Annotated in this window: 15 protein-coding genes; 11 read left to right on the forward strand and 4 right to left on the reverse strand. The window is 32.7% G+C overall.

All coding sequences use genetic code 11. The annotated features are described in order from the left end of the window. The first annotated feature begins 92 nt into the window (after nucleotides 1–92). From BXU01_RS09455 to BXU01_RS09465, 3 genes are all read left to right on the forward strand, one after another. Nucleotides 93–560, forward strand: coding sequence for an SRPBCC family protein (locus BXU01_RS09455; protein WP_083692945.1), 468 nt, complete (start codon nucleotides 93–95; stop codon nucleotides 558–560). A gap of 82 nt (nucleotides 561–642) precedes the next feature. Then, nucleotides 643–1,011: an iron chaperone gene (locus tag BXU01_RS09460; protein ID WP_083693284.1), complete on the forward strand. Its 369-nt coding sequence runs from the start codon at nucleotides 643–645 to the stop codon at nucleotides 1,009–1,011. Nucleotides 1,012–1,017: 6 nt separating this feature from the next. After that, nucleotides 1,018–1,698, forward strand: coding sequence for a mutarotase (locus BXU01_RS09465; protein ID WP_083692946.1), 681 nt, complete (start codon nucleotides 1,018–1,020; stop codon nucleotides 1,696–1,698). 83 nt (nucleotides 1,699–1,781) lie between these two features. Here the strand turns inward: BXU01_RS09465 and BXU01_RS09470 are convergent, their stop codons facing one another. The 4 genes from BXU01_RS09470 to BXU01_RS09485 all read right to left on the reverse strand — a co-directional run bounded on the left by BXU01_RS09470 (nucleotide 1,782) and on the right by BXU01_RS09485 (nucleotide 5,940). Further along, a complete protein-coding gene (locus BXU01_RS09470) occupies nucleotides 1,782–2,144 on the reverse strand; it encodes a VOC family protein (RefSeq protein ID WP_083692947.1) in 363 nt (120 codons plus the stop codon). 43 nt (nucleotides 2,145–2,187) lie between these two features. Next, complete coding sequence (locus BXU01_RS09475; RefSeq protein WP_206196612.1) at nucleotides 2,188–2,931, reverse strand: DUF2625 domain-containing protein; 744 nt, start codon at nucleotides 2,929–2,931, stop codon at nucleotides 2,188–2,190. Between the two features lie 168 nt (nucleotides 2,932–3,099). Continuing rightward, nucleotides 3,100–3,759, reverse strand: coding sequence for a hypothetical protein (locus tag BXU01_RS09480; protein WP_083692948.1), 660 nt, complete (start codon nucleotides 3,757–3,759; stop codon nucleotides 3,100–3,102). Between the two features lie 33 nt (nucleotides 3,760–3,792). Next, nucleotides 3,793–5,940, reverse strand: a complete 2,148-nt coding sequence (locus tag BXU01_RS09485; RefSeq protein WP_083692949.1) for a cation:proton antiporter — start codon at nucleotides 5,938–5,940, stop codon at nucleotides 3,793–3,795. A gap of 310 nt (nucleotides 5,941–6,250) precedes the next feature. Between BXU01_RS09485 and BXU01_RS09490 the strand changes: the two genes are divergently transcribed. The 8 genes from BXU01_RS09490 to BXU01_RS09525 all read left to right on the forward strand — a co-directional run bounded on the left by BXU01_RS09490 (nucleotide 6,251) and on the right by BXU01_RS09525 (nucleotide 17,600). Then, a complete protein-coding gene (locus tag BXU01_RS09490; protein WP_083692950.1) occupies nucleotides 6,251–7,678 on the forward strand; it encodes an L-serine ammonia-lyase in 1,428 nt (475 codons plus the stop codon). Nucleotides 7,679–7,829: 151 nt separating this feature from the next. After that, nucleotides 7,830–9,029: an SH3 domain-containing protein gene (locus tag BXU01_RS09495; protein WP_083692951.1), complete on the forward strand. Its 1,200-nt coding sequence runs from the start codon at nucleotides 7,830–7,832 to the stop codon at nucleotides 9,027–9,029. Nucleotides 9,030–9,078: 49 nt separating this feature from the next. Beyond that, entirely contained in the window at nucleotides 9,079–9,897 is an 819-nt protein-coding gene (gene panB, locus BXU01_RS09500; protein WP_083692952.1) for a 3-methyl-2-oxobutanoate hydroxymethyltransferase, read from the forward strand. Between the two features lie 117 nt (nucleotides 9,898–10,014). Beyond that, on the forward strand, nucleotides 10,015–10,368 hold the full coding sequence (locus BXU01_RS09505) for a four helix bundle protein (RefSeq protein ID WP_083692953.1): 354 nt from the start codon (nucleotides 10,015–10,017) through the stop codon (nucleotides 10,366–10,368). Nucleotides 10,369–10,445: 77 nt separating this feature from the next. Continuing rightward, complete coding sequence (locus BXU01_RS09510; protein ID WP_083692954.1) at nucleotides 10,446–11,135, forward strand: RluA family pseudouridine synthase; 690 nt, start codon at nucleotides 10,446–10,448, stop codon at nucleotides 11,133–11,135. A gap of 74 nt (nucleotides 11,136–11,209) precedes the next feature. Further along, complete coding sequence (locus BXU01_RS09515; RefSeq protein ID WP_083692955.1) at nucleotides 11,210–12,538, forward strand: aldehyde dehydrogenase; 1,329 nt, start codon at nucleotides 11,210–11,212, stop codon at nucleotides 12,536–12,538. Between the two features lie 123 nt (nucleotides 12,539–12,661). Beyond that, the gene (locus tag BXU01_RS09520; RefSeq protein ID WP_083692956.1) at nucleotides 12,662–13,453 is read left to right on the forward strand and encodes a hypothetical protein; all 792 of its coding nucleotides are present in this window, start codon (nucleotides 12,662–12,664) and stop codon (nucleotides 13,451–13,453) included. Nucleotides 13,454–13,547: 94 nt separating this feature from the next. Further along, nucleotides 13,548–17,600 carry a PAS domain S-box protein gene (locus BXU01_RS09525; RefSeq protein WP_083692957.1) on the forward strand — a complete coding sequence of 1,351 codons (4,053 nt, stop codon included), beginning with the start codon at nucleotides 13,548–13,550 and terminating at the stop codon, nucleotides 17,598–17,600. The last annotated feature ends 23 nt before the right edge of the window (nucleotides 17,601–17,623 follow it).

The following is a 17,623-nucleotide window of genomic DNA, read 5'->3' on the forward strand; positions in this document are numbered from 1 at the left end:
CGAAGCATCGGGATCGAAATGACAAACTAAACTTTATTCAAATTTTACATCTTACAAACAACATTTTACAAACAATCTTTTACCAATAAAAAATGAAAACAGAAAACAACCACTTCGCAAAAGCCGAAATGCTGATTAGAAAACCTGTTTCAGAAGTTTTTCAGGCTTTTATAAATCCGGAAATAACAAGTAAATTTTGGTTCACAAAAGGTTCCGGAAAATTAGAACAAGACACAAAAACCGAATGGACTTGGGAAATGTATGGTTTTTCATTAACCGTAACAACTCATGTTTTGCAGGAAAATAAAAAAATCGTAATCGAATGGGGAAATCCTGATGAAAGCACCATTGTAGAATGGATTTTTAATGCGTTAGACGAAAATGAAACATTTGTAAGCATTATTAATTCCGGTCTAAAAGGAGATCATGATAAAATAATCGATCAGGTTCGCAATTCAACAGAAGGTTTTACGTTAGTTTTAGCAGGAGCAAAAGCATATTTAGAACACAATATTCAGTTGAATCTGGTATTAGATCGATTTCCTAAGGGATTAGCGTAAAAAGTTTAAAGTTTCAGGTTTCAAGTTTAAAGTTACTAAGCGGACTTGAAACGTGAAACCTGAAACTAAAAAAAACAAAACCATGGATACAAAAAAACCGGAAAATATTGATGAATATATTGGTGCATTTCCTAATGATGTTCAGGAGATTTTAGAAAAAATAAGAACAACGATTCAGAAAGCAGCGCCTGATGCCAAGGAGAAAATCAGTTATTCGATGCCAGCTTTTGATCAAAACGGAATCGTAGTTTATTTTGCCGCTTTCAAAAATCATATTGGTTTATATGCTTTGCCAAGCGGTCATGAAGCTTTTAAGGAAGAACTTTTAAAATATAAATCAGGAAAAGGTTCTGTACAATTTCCTTTGAAGCAGCCAATACCATATGAATTGATTACCAGAATTGTAAAATTCAGAGTAAAAGAAAATATTGAAAAAGTAAAAAAGAAATAATTTTAAATGAACTTAATCCAGCATTACAATCAACTTTACAAAACATCATCTGAATCTATTTTAGAAGGAAATTATAAATTTGATACACAAATAAAAGACACTTCAGATTCCCGATTTGGAATCACTTTACTTATCCGCCCAAACGAAACTATTAAAGCAAATATTCAGTTGTTTTTAGAAGAACTAAAGGCGACAAATCCTGAACAATATTATTATCCGGATTCAGATCTTCACATTACCGTGCTCTCAATTATTTCGTGTTACGAAGGGTTTACTTTAGACAAAATCGAGATTAAGGATTATATCAACGTGATTCAGCAAAGTCTTGTGCATCTGGATAAAATAAATATTGAGTTTCGCGGTGTAACAGCTTCTCCTTCTGCAGTGATGATCCAGGGTTTCCCTACAGATGAATCTTTGAATAACTTCAGGGATAAACTGCGTGAGAACTTTAAAAAATCAGATTTGGAACAAAGTATCGATAGCCGATACGCCATTGCAGCAGCACATTCTACTGTAATGCGATTTCAGGAAACGCTTCAAAATCCAGAAAAGTTAATAGAAATCACAGAGAAATTTCGTGATTATGATTTTGGAGAATTAAAAGTAAAAAACTTAGAATTGGTTTATAATAATTGGTACCAGAGAGAAGAAAACACCATTCATCTGGCTGATTTTATTATTTGAATTTTTAGTCCCGAATTTCAAAAATTGGAATTTTTAAGTTTATTCTAATTAGTGTAATTCGTGGAAAACTTCAAGCATTAAAATTATTTATTAAACTTGCCAAAATGCCATAAAATACCTGAAGGATCGTGTAAAAAACATTCGCTTCCCCAGTCTAAGTGGCGAATTGGCGTTAGTTTTACACCATATTTTTCAGTTACGTTCAAAGCTAATAACTGATTGTAATAATAATCGACATCCTCGACTTCAAGAAAAATCATGGTATTTTCTATCCATTCTTTTGCATAATAATCCTGAAGATAAAAGGCTAAATCCCCTGTTTTAAAAACAGAAAAATTAGACTCTAATACGGTTTCTTCAAAACCTAAATCACAGTAAAAAGTTCTGGAGACTTCAAAATCTTTTGCTCCAATAAAAGGTCGGATTGATGTTGCTTTGTGATTCATCTTTCTCTTATTTAAAATTATTTACACCACTCAAAACTAATTTTTATTTATCAAATCCAAGTTGTTTTCTCAAATCCAGATTTAGACTGTATTGTTCCTGAACCGGAATAATTTTGCGGGAACTTTTATTTATATCACTTCCTTCGGCAGACCAAAGAAATGGATAAAAATTAAAAACTTCATCCCCTTTCAATTTAGAAACTTCCTGTCTCCAGCCATTCCATCTGTTGCCTTCGTAAAACTTATCCAAATCATTATTAAAACAAAATCCTAAAAATTCAGAATACGTAATATCCAGTTGTTCATACTCCAGATTATCAGGCGAAAAATAATAGACTTTTCCAACATCCGTTCCTAATCCTCCTCCATTTAAAAGATAAAAACCACCTATTGCATCATCTGCAATCAATAAAAAAGGAGGTGTTTCACCAAACTCCTTAAACGATTTTCCTTTGTTCCAATCCGGAAGTGTACGATTAAATTTTAAATTTCCTGAACCCAAAATCCTGATCCAGCCGTCATCAATTAAAAGACCGCCTGTCATAAAAACTATTGCTCCCATTGACGAACGCGTTGTAACCTGGGTTTTGTATAAGGCATCTTTCGCTTTTGATGCATCTACGGGTAAAACTTCTACTTTGTTTTTTGCTGTTTTAATCCAATCTTCGACAATTGTCCAGCCCGGATCTGCTTTATCTATAAGTTCTTCTGCTTTTTTCATTTTGGTTTGTGCAGTTACTGCAAAAGTTATAAATGTCAATACAATTAATGGAAACTTTACTATCATTTTTCAATTGTAAAAATTAATATAATATAATTATCCTTTCTTTAAAATATTACCTAAACCTCAAACTATCTCTTCAAAACTTAAATTACAATAAAACTTTCAGAATATTGAAGTGTTGATATGGCTATGGTTTTGTGATTCATTTTTATTACAACATTAAAAACATCATTAATTTTCTTTACGACCATTCATCAGTACCGTAGCAATTCTTTTATAGGCAACGACAATAGTTAACCATATAGTAATAAAAAAAGAAATTTTACCTAGTAAGTCATTCATGTGATTAGTATAAACATCTCTCAACATTGAAAATATAATATAAAATGGAATAAATCCGATTAAAATTACGGGAATCAATACAAGTAAACCAAAAGTAATTTCGACTTTTTTTGCCTTTTCATTAATAAAATTTGAAATTGAATTTGTAAAAGCATAAGGTTTATAAATTCTGCTCAAGTAACTATTAGAATCTTCTTCTTTAAACAATTTATCAAATCTAACTCTGGTTATAATATTAAATGCGAACAAAATTTCTTTCTTTTGATAACTTACTGAATTTAAATCATACAAAAGATACACAAAAACCAAAGGTATTAATTTCAATAATAAAGAAGTATCAGTTATAGATACAGGTCCTAAATTCAAATTTTCAATTTTAATATTCCCCGCAAATAAATAAAGAAAAATAATAATAATTTCCCACAGAATTAACTTATCATGTCTTTCATTCAATACCGTTAAATTTTCAAACAATTTATCATGATAATCCTTAATTACTGATTCATCATTATTAGCTATAAATTGATCTACTTTTTCAGAATTTTTCATATAATTAAAACTATCTTAAAATAGGTTTATTTTTTATCCTTTCTTCAGGATATTCCCTAAACCACGACCTATTTGTTCTATCGCTTCAAGACCTTTTGTCAATGGCGTAGCAGTAAAATCTTCATATGCATCCATAGAAGTTCCTTTGCGATCGTCATGGGCATACACTAAAATCAAGTTGTTTTCATTGAATGATTTTTCGAATTTCTGAGGCAATTTATCAAAGATCGACTGATAGGAAACAGAACCTTTTCTGGATAAATTAAATACAATCAGATCGGTTGGTTTGATTTCATCTGAGATTGATTCGAAATCATCCCAATCCAGAATACTTTTGAAGCCTAATTTTGCATTTAGTTTTAAATTAGCGGCAACTTGCTGGATCGCCTGATGTGTCTTATACTCGGCATAAATCACAATCGGAATACTTAATTCTTGTGACAAACGGCATATTTTCTGTAATAAAAGGTGAAAACCAACTCCTCTTTCTGAAAAAGGCGGACAAATAAAAACCAATCTTTTTTCTTCTATAAAAGTCTTTTGAAACCTGCAGATAAATAAACTCTTGTCTACATTGTTGATAATTGAATCTACGTTTTCTCCAAAAATTTTATCCAGGAAACCTGTTTTTCTTGGCCAGCCCACAATCACAATATCCGACATGATTTCTTTTGATGTTCTCGCAATTCCGCTTGCAGGATTATGGTCGATTCTCGCAATCGTATTTATTTTCACTTCAGATGCTGATCCCTGAATTACAAATTTATCAACTGCTTTTCTATACTTTAAAATATTTTTCTCAGCCTGATCATTATTGGGAACAATCGTTAATAAAGTCACTGGATTAGCTGATTTTTTATCCTTTATCAAAAGTGCAAAGTCTAATAAAGTGGCTGTAGCCGAAGTTTTTGCTAAAGGAATCAAAATATGTTCGTCTAAAATCTGATCGCTGTGAGCATCTTCATGTGAAACTTCTTCTTCGCAAATCGCAATTTTTTTTGCTGCTTTTTCAGTTGCGAAAGAAGCTACGATACACGTAATTAAAATTAGAATAATAGTTCCGTTAAGGATATTTTCATCCAGGATTTTCGCTTTAAATCCAACCAGAATAACTGCTAAAGTTGCTGCAGCATGTGCACTGCTTAACCCGAAGATAAGCTGTCTTTCGGTCTTTGTATATTTAAAAACGATTTGTGTAAAAAAAGCGGCGATCCATTTTCCAAAAATAGCCACAACACTCAAAGTACCGGCTACAATTAAAGCCGTTGGTCCGCTAAGGATTACGCTAATATCTACCAGCATTCCTACAGAAATCAGGAAAAACGGAATAAACAATGAATTTCCAATAAACTCAATTCTATTCATTAATGCAGACGAATGCGGAATCAGTGGATTTAATGCCAAACCAGCAACGAACGCCCCAATAATTGGCTCTACTCCTGCTACTTCGGCTAAAAATGCTGCAAAGAAAACGACAGATAATACGAATATATAATGAGCATGTTTTTCACTTTCCAATTTCTTAAAAAACCATTTGGCAATTCTTGGAATAACCAGAAACATAATAGCGGAGAAAATTGCCAGTGAAACCGTTAATTTTATCCAGAAAGCCTGATTCAGGTTTCCCTGACTGCTTCCCATAATAACCGCCAAAATGATCAAAACGGCAGTATCCGTTAAAATAGTTCCACCAACGGTAATGGCAACGGCCTGATTTTTTGCGATACCAAGTTTACTCACAATTGGGTAAGCTACAAGCGTGTGCGTTGCAAACATACTCGCAGTCAAGAAACTGGCATTAAAATCATATTGCAATAAATAATAACAAACCGGAAAACCAATCGTTAAAGGAAAAATAAACGTGAAGAAACCAAATAATAAACTCTTATTTCTATTGGCCTTAAACTCATTCATATCCAATTCCAGACCCGCAATAAACATAATGTATAAAAGTCCGATTGTGGAGAATAAATCTACGGCTGAATTTTTTGCCAGAATATTAAGTCCGTGTGGCCCAATGATAACTCCGGAAATGATAAGACCGATAATTCCTGGAATATTTATTTTTTTTAGTAAAATAGGTGACAACAGAATAATGAAAAGTATCAAAGAAAAAATCAATACTGGGTTGCTGAGTGGTAATTCGAATTCTTGTAAAAAATGCTTGAAAAATTCTATCATAATGTAATTTTATCTTCTCTGAGTTATTTTAGTTTTTCGTAAAAAGAGTATTCAAATTAAAATAAAACCAAGAAGTATTTACCGATTTATTTAAAACGAAAAAATCGGATTCTTTAGTGATTGCTTCATTACAAAAATACCTAAAAAAAATGCGAACTTTTCACGAAAACCGCATATTAAGCAATAAAAAATGTTTCGTTGCCAAATTATTAATATTTAATATATTTTTTAACAAAACTGCAACATTAACAAACGAAAATAAATGTTCATTGCATTATTCAATTATCTTTGTCTTAATAAATATTGCACAATGGAAGAATGTATCTCTGTTTTTGATATGCTTAAAATTGGCGTTGGTCCCTCAAGTTCTCATACTTTAGGGCCTTGGAGAGCCGCAGAACGTTTTTTAGAAGAGTTAAAAGACGAATCAATTTTAGACCAGATTAAACGTGTAAAAGTAGACTTATACGGATCTCTTTCTTTAACCGGAAAAGGTCACGCTACAGATTTGTCTGTGATGCTGGGTTTAAGCGGACAAGATCCCGAATATATTCCTATTGATGATATTGCGGGAATCATTAAAACTATCGAAGATACAAACGAAATTATTCTGGCAAACGAATATAGAATTCCGTTCTATTTTCTTCAGGATATTGTTTTCAATAAAGAGTTTCTTCCTTTTCATGCCAACGGATTAAAATTCACTGCCTATAAAGAGGATGATTCTGAATATGAATCTACTTTTTATTCTATTGGAGGAGGTTTTGTCGTTAAAGAAGAACGTACAAATGCCAAAATCAAAGAGGTTATTAAATGTGCTTTCCCCTTCCCGATTCAAAATGCTGTTGAGCTTTTAAATTATACGGTTTCAGAGAACAAATCAATATCTGAAATTGTGTATGAAAACGAAAAATCGATGCGTCCCGAAGCAGAAATTCATTCTGAATTAATGCGTATCTGGAACACAATGTTAGAATGTATGTATATTGGTTGTCATACCGGAGGCGTCCTTCCGGGCGGATTAAACGTTCGCCGAAGAGCTTTTGATATGCACCAAAACTTAATAGGTTTATCGAATTATTCGAACCCGCAAACGTGGCTGGAAGAAATTAGAAAAACCGAAGTAAAATTTCGTCAGATCTTAAAATGGGTAAGTTGTTTTGCACTTGCCGTAAATGAGGTAAATGCTTCTTTAGGCCGCGTAGTTACAGCGCCTACAAACGGAAGCGCTGGTGTAATTCCGGCTGTTTTAATGTATTATCTGGTAATCGAAAACCATAATGCAGGCGAAAAAGAAATCAAACAATTTTTGATGGTTGCCGGAGAAATTGGAAGTATCTTCAAAAAAGGATCAACCATTTCAGCCGCTATGGGCGGTTGTCAGGCCGAAATTGGCGTTTCATCATCTATGGCCGCCGCGGCACTTTGCGAATTAATGGGCGGAACTCCTGCTCAGGTTTTAATGGCTGCCGAAATCGCAATGGAACATCATCTTGGTTTAACCTGCGACCCAATTGGCGGATTGGTTCAGATTCCTTGTATCGAAAGAAATACAATGGGTGCCATAAAAGCCATAAATGCTGCCGAATTAGCGCTTGAAACTGATTCTAAAAATGCAAAAGTGCCATTGGATAAAGTGATCAATACCATGTGGCAAACCGCAAAAGACATGAATTCTAAATACAAAGAAACCTCTGAAGGCGGATTGGCAATTGCCGTAAATATGGCAGATTGTTAAAAAATATTTTTGTTTCACGCAGATTTGAAAGATTAGAGCAAATTAATTTTAGATTTTTATTAAATTAATCTGCGCTTATCGGCTTAAATCTTTTTAAATCTGCGTGAAAAAATAATTCGTGAATTCGTGGCAAAAAATCAAAATCAACTTCATGAAAAAACAGTACTTTCTCTTAATCTTATTATTTTGCTCCGTTTTATTGCATTCACAAGAACGCTATTTCCTTAATTCGGATACGCGTTTATATACTTCACCAAACAATTCTGCTGAATTTCTGGGCTATTTTAGATATGGTGCCGAAGTACAATTATTATCCGAAAGCAAAAATGGCTGGTATAAAATAAAAGCCGATAACTTATCTGAGGGTTATATTCCTGAAAAATATGTCGCCACAAGATTAAATGCAAAAGATATTAAAGTCAAAGACAATGAAAATCCTATTTTAGAAGGCGGAGACAATTACTATGGAGGAAACCACCTTTTTGTTTTAGTAGCCGGTTTAAAGGCACGTGCACAACCAGATAAAAATTCAAAAATTAAGGAAATCCTATATACCGGCGATCCTGTAGCCATAAATTATTTACCAAAAAATCAGGATGAATGGGTAAATATTAGCGGTCAGTTTAGTGACGAATATGCCAAATTTACCTTAAGAAAATTTGTTGGAAACAGACCTGATTTCAATACTTTAATAAAAGAATTTGACAAACTCGATGTTACTAATATTACAGAACGCAAAACCATTGGTGAACGACTTGTAGAACTCGCCTGGAATAGTGACAACACAACATTAGCTCCTGCTTATCAAAGGCATTATGAAGTTGTAAAGCAATTAAACGATCCTAAACTTCTGGCTGATACAGAGCTAAATATAGCTATAGCCAAAGGAGTATCCAAACATAAAAAACCGGAAGAGATCCTGGCTTTCGTTAAAAAATCAGAATTCGTTTTGAAAGGATTAAAAACCAAAGCCTGGTACCTGACTCAAAAAGATCTGGTAAAAATATTTGGAAAACCTCCCAAAAAGGCAAATGTAAGCGATGAATGCGGTGTTTATCTAAGCGAACTTTTTTATTATTATCCAGACTTGCAAGCTTCTGTAGACGAGCAAAAAAATCAGGCAGAAATCACTAAAGTATTCCTAAACGAAAACAATAAACTGGTTTTAAATCCAAATGCAATATTAGATCACACACTATCTGAAAAGGCATTTATAGAAAAATACGGTACTTATATTGGCGCTTCTATAAAAGCACCACATTCTTACTCAATACAAATAGAAGACAGCGAATTTAGATTAGAATTTAAAGATGGAAAGTTATTTACCATCGAAATATTCTTCTATTGCTGATTTCAATCTATAATTATTCAATACTTTTACATCTTCAAAAAAAAACAAAATGTCAGTAGCAAAAAAAGATTATAAAAGAATCACAACAAAGTCATTAATCGAAATGAAAAGCAATGGAGAAAAAATCTCTATGCTAACGGCTTACGATTTTACAATGGCTAAAATTGTTGACACCGCAGGAGTCGATGTGATTTTAGTGGGCGATTCAGCATCAAATGTTATGGCAGGTCACGAAACGACATTGCCAATTACTTTAGATCAAATGATATATCATGCTTCATCTGTAGTTCGTGCTGTAGAAAGAGCTTTGGTTGTGGTAGATTTACCTTTTGGAAGTTACCAGTCTGATCCTAAAGAAGCATTGCGTTCTGCTATCAGAATCATGAAAGAAAGCGGCGGACATGCTGTAAAACTTGAAGGAGGAAAAGAAATTAAAGAATCAATCAAAAAAATATTAAACGCAGGAATCCCGGTTATGGGACATTTGGGTTTAACACCTCAGTCTATCTATAAATTTGGAACTTACAGCGTTCGTGCCAAAGAAGACCAGGAAGCTGAAAAACTAATTGAAGATGCCAAACTCTTAGAGAAAATTGGTTGTTTTGGAATTGTTTTAGAAAAAATACCAGCCGATTTAGCTCAAAAAGTGGCTGAAAGTATTTCAATTCCTGTTATTGGTATCGGTGCCGGAGGTGGTGTTGACGGACAGGTTTTGGTGATTCACGATATGTTAGGAATGAACAACGAATTTAGTCCGCGTTTCTTGCGTCGTTACTTAAACCTATACGAAGAAATGACAAAAGCAATTGGCCAATATGCCGCTGATGTTAAGTCAAGTGATTTCCCAAACGAGAGAGAACAATATTAGATTAGACTTACTTAGATTTTTAGACTGACTTAGACTTCTTAGATTTCACTCTTTAGTTCATTAAAACATAAATCGAAGAAGTCTAATATCTGAGACATCTAATCTAAATCTTAAAATATGCATCAATTTAAAGAGCTTTTAATTTGGAAAAAAAGCAGGTTATTTTGTTCTAAAATTTATAGCGTAACTTCTACTTTTCCAAGTGAAGAGAAATTTGGAATAACGAATCAATTACGAAGAGCTTCTGTTTCTATTCCTTCAAACATAGCAGAAGGTTCCTCAAGAAAATCCAATAAAGATTTTGCGAGATTTTTAGAAATTGCAATTGGTTCTGCTTACGAAGTAGAAACGCAACTTTTAATCTCATCTGATTTAGGATTCATTAATGAAGAAAAAACTAGTGAATTAATCCATATGTTAGAAGAAATTACAAAAATGACATCCAGATTTAGAGCGACTTTAATAGTATAAAAAAATAAATCTAAAAAATCTAAGTCTAAGAAGTCTAAGTCAGTCTAAGTCAGTCTAAAAATCTAAGCCAGTCTAAAATGAAAATTCTATCCAATAAAAATAACCTCCAAATTCTACACGAAGACAACCATATAATTGTCGTAAACAAGCGTGTGGGCGATATTGTTCAGGGTGATAAAACGGGTGACAAACCTTTATCTGATGTTGTAAAAGAATACATTAAAGACAAATACAATAAACCCGGCGATGTATTTCTGGGTGTAATTCATCGTTTAGATCGTCCTACAACCGGAATTGTTGTTTTTGCCAGAACGAGCAAAGCCTTAACCCGAATGAACGAAATGTTCAGCAATCGTGAAACGCAAAAAACATATTGGGCAGTTGTCAAGAATAAACCTCAGGAAACAAGTGCTAAATTGGTTCATTATTTAAAGAGAAACGAAAAAAACAACACTTCAAAAGCACATTTAAAAGAAGTTCCGGACAGTAAATTAGCCAGTTTAGACTATACTGTTTTTAAGGAGCTTCAGAATTATGTGGCGCTGGAAATCAATTTACATACAGGGCGTCATCATCAAATCAGGGCACAATTAGCAGCGATTGGATCTCCTATAAAAGGGGATTTAAAATATGGTTTTGACCGAAGTAATCCAGACGGAGGAATTCACCTTCATGCCAGAAAACTGGTTTTTGTACATCCTGTTTCTAAAGAGAACATTACAATTGTTGCGCCAACTCCGGATGAAACAATTTGGAATGCACTCTGATTTTATGATACAATTCAGAAATTTTTAAATTTTATCGATTAACTTGCATAGGAAAAATCAAGCGAATCACAAAAATGGACTATAAAAACGACATCGGATACAGAAAAGAAACGCTAAAAAAATTGTTGTATAACATTCAGAAAAGCGAAGACTTAATTGTAAAAGCTTTATACGATGATTTTAAAAAGCCAGAATTTGAAGCTGTTTTAACCGAAACAAATTATGTTATTTCGGAACTGAAAGACACGATAAAAAACATCCATAAATGGGCAAAACGAAAACGTGTTTTACCATCACTTCTCAACTTTCCTTCTACAGATTATATTTATAAAGAACCTTACGGAAACGTGTTGGTTATTGCACCTTGGAATTATCCTTTTCAATTGGCATTATGCCCTTTGATTTCTGCTGTGGCAGCCGGAAACAGAGTTGTTTTAAAACCCTCTGAACTTACGCCCAATACCTCAGCGATCATTTCGAAGATAATCGAAAAAACATTCCACGTTAGTCATGTCGAAGTTTTTGAAGGCGGTGTTGAAGTCTCTAATAAATTACTGGCACAACGTTGGGATTATATTTTCTTTACAGGAAGTGTCTCTGTTGGAAAAATTGTTGCCAAAGCCGCAGCCGAAAATTTAACGCCCGTAACATTAGAATTAGGCGGAAAAAATCCTTGTATTGTTGATGAAACTGCGAATCTAAAACTGGCCGCAAAACGCATTGTATGGGGAAAATTCATTAATGCCGGACAAACTTGTATTGCTCCCGATTATATTTTGGTTCAAAAAAACATGAAAGTTAATTTCATCTCTTTTTTAATCGAAGAAATCATAAAATCTTACGGTAAAAAATTAGAAAAATCACCTGATTTTGCACGTATTATCAATACTAAAAACTGGTTAAGGCTCGCTAATATGATAGAAGCCGAAAAAGTAATTTTTGGCGCAGAAACAGATGCTAATAAACTTTACATATCTCCAACATTAATTGAAGAACCCGCATTGGACAGTCCGGTGATGAAAGAAGAAATTTTTGGACCCATTTTACCAATTCTTACTTATGAAACAGAAGCTGACATTGAAAACGTAATCAGACGTTATGAGAAACCCCTTGCATTTTATATTTTTAGCGAAAATAAATCGTTTGCCAGAAAATTAATCAAAACCTACTCATTTGGAGGTGGTTGTATCAACGATACAGTCGTTCATTTTTCTAATAAAAGGCTGCCTTTTGGCGGTGTTGGACATAGCGGAATCGGCGCATATCATGGTCAGTTGAGTTTCGATATTTTTTCGCATCATAAAGCAGTTGTAAAAAAAGCAAACTGGCTGGATTTACCCATGAGATACGCACCTTACAAAGATAAATTAGCCACTATTAAAAGAATATTGGACTGGATGTAACAACAAAAAACAATTTCGTAATGTTTTTGAGATTTTCATATGAATTTGATTAAAAATATTATATTTACGTCACATTATTTATCTTAAATCCCAGAATATAAAACAATTCTACTTTTACAAAAAATGAAATCCACAATTGATCAAATCAAAGACATTAAGAATCATGGCTATACCTTAGATTTTTCAACTGTCTTTAACAATGCTTTTGAAAACTATAAAAAAATAGCGCTTTATGCCGGATTAATACTTCTTGTATTTTCGATATTGTTTGGTGTAATCGCTTATAGTATTTTAGCTGCAATTTATGGAATCAATAAATTAAGCAACCCTGAATTTTTCAACATACAAACACAACATTTATCACAAATCAACCTTGTTTATTATTTGTTGGGAACAGCATTTTTTTCTGCCATATTAAGCCCTTTTGCTGCCGGATTTTTAAAAATGGCAGAGTGCGCAGATAAAGATCAGGAATTTAAAGTTTCTACAATTTTCACGTATTATAAAACCCGTCATTTTTTCCAGCTTTTTATTGGCACGTTGCTTATTTCATTATTAGGAGGTATAATAACGACCTATCTTGAAACTCAAAAGCTAAATAGTTTAGGCATTATAATCTCATTATTGATCTCCTATTTTACGTTTCTAATGGTTCCTCTTATAATATTTGGAAACCTAAATGCCATTAATGCAATCAAATCAAGCTTCATTCTTATTTTAAAACAGCCTTTTGTCCTCTTAAGTTTAATGATAACTATTGTAGTTGCTTTATTCGTAGGCTTTCTGGCACTTTTTATAGGAATCCTTTTTACTGTTCCGCTTAGTTATTCAATTACATATACTATATATTTTTCAATTTTTAAAAATGACAAAGAAGATCCAATTGATACTATTGGGCAATCGGATTTAGAATAAAACCGAAAATTCTAAGCACAAGCAGGGCTTAACCTACTCTACTTTTAGATTTTTTCAAAAAGACATTTACTAAACCAAACATACCCCGAATTCTATGGTAGAAAACTATAGTTTCTTCAATTCGTTGATTTCTGGAATTGCCGTTATTGGCAATGGCCTAAAATCAATTATTGCAAACTGGTATGTTTTTACTTCAGATATTATTTTTTATAATAATCCTAAACTCATTATTTTAGGATTATCATTATTTGGGTTTCTGGGAATTCTCGTTTACCAATTTTTTAAGATCAAAGCCAGGATTGGTTATTTTATCGAAAAGAAATTAGAAACCGAAACTGCCAACAGAGAATATCAGCTTTATCTTTTATTTTTTGGTATCGCCATTATCGTTATCGAAATCATCAATGAAATATTTAAAATCAGACCTCGCAGTTTATTGGTTTTAAATGTAACAATTGGCTCAGCAGTTCTCCTGATTTACCTCATCACAGATAAAGTCCAATTTCTACGCAACAAAGTCCAGCAAATTTTTATTGCACTATTTTTAAGCTTTCTTGTTTATGTAGGCTATAACATTATATATCTGGATAATGATGTCGTTCCTATCGTGGCTTTTTTAATCTCATTTTACTTTTCATACAGCATTTTAAAACCCATAAAAGTATATTGGGCTTTTGTTGGGATTGTGTTTATCTATCTGATTATAAATGTTATTTTTCATCTTATCCCCATAAAATCATCCATTTTACTGATCAACTACTGTATTATTGTCTTTATAATTAATCAGGTTAAATATGCTGTTTTATTAAATAACAAAGATAATTTCAGGTTTACAAATGAAATTGTTCATAAAGGAAATTCCCTGACAATTGCTACCAATAAAAAAAATGAAGTCGTTTTTTGCAGCGAAACCATCACCTCAATCTTAGGCTATTTGCCAGATGATGTAATGGGTTTGAAATTCTGGAAATTAACAAAAGAAACAGAGTTTATTGCTGATATAAAAAACCTCAATCACGAAGAAAACAAACTGTATATCCGGAAATTAAAAAGCAAAAATGGTGAGTATAAATACATTCAATGGAAAGACAAAAAATTCTCTGAAGATTTAATTATCAGTATTGGTCAGGACGTTACAGAACAAATAAATGTTCGCGATCAATACAAAAATCTAATTCAGACTGCTACTGATATTATTTTTGAAATTGACACTGATGGTTATTTTACTTTTGTAAATGAATTTGGGTTTTCGATTTTAGGATATTCTGAAGATGAAATTATCGGACAGCATTATTCTAATTTTATTCATGAAAATTATCAGAGAAATGCGGTTGACTTCTACGAAAATCTGGAGATCAACGAGAACAATTTTCCAACAATCGAAATTCCGATTTTAAAGAAAAATGGAAAAACATTATGGATTTCACAAAAAATAATTGTTCGCAAGAATGATCTCGAACAAACTATTGGTTTTGCTGGTATAGCACGTGATATTACAGATATTAAAAACATAGAAAACGAGAAGAAAAAGCGTCTTAAAAAAATCGAGTCTTATAACAGTTCTACAAAAAAATTATCGACCTCAGATTTTAGCCAATACGATAATTTAGATTCTGTCATAGATTATATTATTAAAGAAGCAGCGACAGTCAGCAAAACAAATCGCGTAAGTTTCTGGAAATATTACAACGATTTAATTACTTGTAAAAATCTATTTAGCGTAGACAATCAAAACTTAAGTGACAAAAATATTCTGGATAAGGAATCCTATCCCATTTATTTTGAAACCTTAAAAAGCAAGGCCATCATAAATGCTCCGGATGTTTTTAATAAATTAGAAACATCAGAATTCCAACGATTATATTTTACTAAAAATCATATTAAGTCAATGCTGGATGTCCCGATTTTTTTAAACGGACAATTGGCAGGTGTGGTTTGTTTTGAAAGTACAGATGAAAAAAGAGATTGGGATAATGAGGATATTAATTATGCCAGAACAATCTCTGATGTGATTTCCTTAGCCATTTCGTCGCAAATGCGCCTTGAAGCTGAACGCAGGTTAGAGTTTAAAAGTCAGTTACTTTCTGCGCTTTCTTTATGTACCGAGAAATTTTTATTGAGCAAAACAACTCATGAAATGTTTCAGGAAACATACGATTTAATTGGTAAAGCCGCAAAAGTCGATCATATGTACTATTATGAAAGAGACTTTACAACAGATACTGTTTCTCAAAAATACAAATGGTCGAGAAAAGGAATCGAACACCAAATAACCGAATTACGACAACTTACCAAAGATAATCTGCAGGAAATCTACGAAGCGGCGCAAAACAAAAAGATTTTAAACACCCATACCCGTAAACTCGAAGATACTTTTTTTAAACAATTATTAATCGAAAACGAAATTCAGTCGATTTTGATTTTACCATTGTACATCAACGATATTTTTACTGGTTTTATTGGTTTTGATGATTGTACAAAAGAAAGAAAATGGTCTGATGAAGAGATTTATATCTTTCAGGTTCTTGCCAACAACATTTCATCAGCTCTGGAAAGAAATAGAAATGAGACCCGAATTCTCGAAAGCGAACAGAAATTTAAATTAATTGCCAACAATATTCCCGGCACAGTTTACTTGTCTAAGTTTGATGCTTTTTCGACCAAGATATTTCTTAACGATGAAATCCTAAACCTGACAGGATATTCAAAATCTGAATTCATAGAGAATAATTTATCCTTTTTATCGCTAATTCATCCGGACGACAAAGATGAAGTTATTAGCAATCAGATTGATAATTTACAAGCCGGAATGCCACTGCACAATGTGTATAGAATTCGTCGAAAGACCGGTGAATACATTTGGGTAGAAGAATTTGGCGACGTTATAAAAAAAGGGGATGAAATTGAATTTGTGGGCGGAATTTATTTTGACATCACCAACAAAAAAGAAACTGAAGATGCCATAAAAGCCAAACAACTTGCTGAAGCAGCTAATAAATCCAAATCTGATTTTCTTGCCAATATGTCGCATGAAATCAGAACGCCACTAAACGGGATCATAGGTTTTACGCATTTATTGATGAAAACTGAACTGGAGGAAATTCAGGAAAAATACATGACAACCATCAATCAGTCAGCACATTCACTGTTAGAGATTATAAATGATATTCTTGATTTTTCTAAAATCGAAGCCGGAAAACTCGAACTTTTTATTGATCTGTATGATATTAAAAAAGTGCTGGGTCAGGTTTTTGATTTAATTGTTTATGAATCAAACCAGAAAAATCTTAAGTTAGAATTAAATGTAGATCCGGATGTTCCTAAATATATCTGGACTGATATTGTGAGGATCAAGCAAATTTTAATCAATTTACTTTCGAACGCGGTAAAATTCACGAATGAAGGCTCTATCAAACTGAATGTTTCTGTTTTAGAAAAAAATAAAAACAACAATTGCGTTATTAGATTCTCTGTTGTAGATACCGGAATTGGAATTCTGGAGAAAAACCAAAAGAAAATTTTCAAAGCTTTTTCACAAGAAGATAGTTCCACAACGCGAAAATTTGGAGGCACCGGTTTAGGTTTAACAATTTCGAATCAGTTATTAGCCTTAATGGAAAGTAAACTTCAGCTGGAAAGCCAAATTGATAAAGGAAGTAACTTTTATTTTGATTTAAATTTAAAAACAAGCAATCAGAGTATTAATGAAAAATACAATTCCGAACTTAAAAAAATCAATCTTGAATTAAGCTCAAATGGAATCACTACGAACCATAAACACATTACGTTTTTGATTGTAGAGGATAACAAAGTAAACATGTTATTACTAAAAACCATTATTAAAAACCTCTACAGTACAGCTTATATCTACGAATGTGAAAATGGCTATGAAGCCGTAAATCAATTTGAGACTATTAATCCGGACCTTGTTTTTATGGATATCCAGATGCCAATCATGAATGGTTACGAAACTACAAAAGCAATTAGAAACACCATTATAGGTAAAGATATCCCTATAATTGCCGTAACTGCGGGAGCAGAAAAAGACGAAAGAAACAAATGTATCTCTGCAGGAATGGATGATTATATCTCAAAACCAATCATAAAAGGAACGGTAGAAGAAGCTTTGGTAAAATGGTTAAAATAGTAAAAACTAAATTGTAACTGTAA

Source organism: [Flexibacter] sp. ATCC 35103, from assembly GCF_001975985.1.
GTDB lineage: Bacteria > Bacteroidota > Bacteroidia > Flavobacteriales > Flavobacteriaceae > Flavobacterium.